Origin of the sequence: Flavonifractor sp. An4, from assembly GCF_002161755.1 — a bacterium.
Taxonomy (GTDB): domain Bacteria; phylum Bacillota; class Clostridia; order Oscillospirales; family Oscillospiraceae; genus Flavonifractor; species Flavonifractor avicola.
On the sequence record NZ_NFIL01000090.1, the window covers coordinates 1 to 2032 of the forward strand.

A 2032-nucleotide genomic window follows, 5' to 3' on the forward strand; every position below is an offset into this window, starting at 1 on the left:
GAGACTTCCTGCTCGCTGAGCTTGGGGACCTGTTGAGGCGATACGGTTGCCCCGCGCCCATACCGGCTGACCAACATCGTGATCATCTGTTCAATCCACGCCCGGCACAGGGGCCGTCCCGGACACAGATGGCAGTGCAGTCCGGGCCGGAAAGTCCGCTCGCCCTGCATCACGCGGTGCACCAGGGGCACCATGGTCTCCTCGCCCCACCGGGTCAGCTCCTCTGGCGTCGTTTCGATACCCCGATCAAAGTTGATTCCGGGTTTCATAACTTCCAGGACAATTTTCGAGTGCGTGCCGTACTCGCCAAGCAGTCCGAGTGCGTACAGTTTGCACTGGCCGAGCGCCTGTGCATAGTGGATAGGACCCGTGCCGGCCTTGAACTCATAGGCATAGATCGTATCATCCGTCACAATCGCACAGTCGCAATATCCAACGCAGATACCTTCCAGAGCCCATGCAGCCAGGCAATCCACATGATATTCGGGCAACAGTACCGGATGGGTGCCGCGCGCCTGCTCGGCCCGATATACCGATGTGACCCGCCTCACGCAAGCGTCGATGACTTTTTGGGCCTTTGCCGAGGCATGGAGCATATCGAGTGGCTCAGGATCAAGACCAACATACCGTGCCAGCTCATAAGCGATGAGCGCGTGGACGACCTTGCCACCGCGCACATCTGGGTCGGGGATGTCCGCAACCGCGGCCCAATCCTCGGCTCTCTCGCTGTGACTGCTTCGATGCCGGGCGCCAAATTCCGCGGCGCCGGTGCAGGCCGGCAACAGCGCCGCCAACCTCGGTGCGAGGGCCTGTGGCCCAACTTCCTTCATGTTGCCCTGGCTCTCGGGCGGCGCCGGAGACACAGGGCGGACTACCATATTCTCATTCATGGTAGTCACCTCCTTAACAATTAGTCAAGGATCGGAACATCCGCCAGCGCCCTGTATCTGGCTTATCGGCCGTAATATGTGCTGCGATACTTGCTATTACAGCGGGCCACATCGTAATTTTGTATTACAATTTACAACCCGCTTGTTACTCTATATTATAATTATTAAAATTAAAATGTCAACATTATTTCAAAAAAATTTTGTTTTGCTCTGGACTGCGTTCCATTTCCCGGTGCGCCAAGGCAAAAGCGGGCCAGAATTTCCAGCCAGAGGAAAAAAGATGAAATTCTGCATTTTTCCTCCCACTGGAAATTTGCTGAAAATGCGCAAAATTGCGGCCAGATACAGTTTTCAGCACGCGTGTCATGTGACATGACTTGATGCTGAAAACTGTCGTCGCTTCGCTCCAAAATATGCCCATATATGCGAATAAAAAAATCCGGTTCTGCAAAATGCTGAAATTCATCATTTTTTGATCCGTGATTTTACCTGGTTTCAGCACTGAAACCGATGCATATATGGGCTACTCCTGCCGTTTGCCACCGTTCGGCGGCGAAAGCGGCAGGAAAGGACTAAAGGGCATAAGGGGTCCTGACACGCCGCCGGTTTCACCGTCTGCGTGGCCGGCACAGCCGGCAGGACTGACGCCACGTCGCCGGGCAAGCCCGCCGCCGCAGCGTCACCCCGCGCCCTGCCTTGCGGCAGATCGCGGGGCCCTTACTGCGCGCCGTCCGTGGGCCGTCGCTTGCCCTTGCCGCCTACGGCGTCTGCGGGTGCCCTCTAACAACAGCAACAGGGATGGGCCCCATTGCGGTGTCCCATCCCTGTTGCTGTCTGCCCGCCTACGGCGGATCATATCTCGTGATACATATAATATATATAAGGTAGGCTGGGTCGCCTACCGCACCATTTTTTGCGCCGGGGCCTTGATGTCATGCCCCACGGCAAGGCCAAGGACACGCCAGCGGGGACGCATCCCCATGTATTACTCTAATGAGTACGAACGCTCCCCATGCTCCAAAAGTCCGCTGTCTCCGCCAGCGCAGGAGTATTGATGAAGCTGGAGCCGAAGGGTCGGCTGATATCATGTCTGCAATATGTGAAACCACTTGATTTTCCAGCGGACATGGTATAAAATGATG

The 2032-nt window shown here is 56.0% G+C and carries 2 protein-coding genes; both read right to left on the reverse strand.

The genetic code is table 11. The features are described 5' to 3' along the window. Positions 1 to 890 (reverse strand): DUF2800 domain-containing protein (locus B5F94_RS15720; RefSeq protein ID WP_143383337.1); only part of this gene is annotated, 890 nt, incomplete at its 3' end. A 184-nt stretch (positions 891 to 1074) separates the two neighbouring features. Then, positions 1075 to 1392, reverse strand: coding sequence for a hypothetical protein (locus tag B5F94_RS15725; RefSeq protein ID WP_087331493.1), 318 nt, complete (start codon positions 1390 to 1392; stop codon positions 1075 to 1077). Positions 1393 to 2032: the final 640 nt, after the last annotated feature.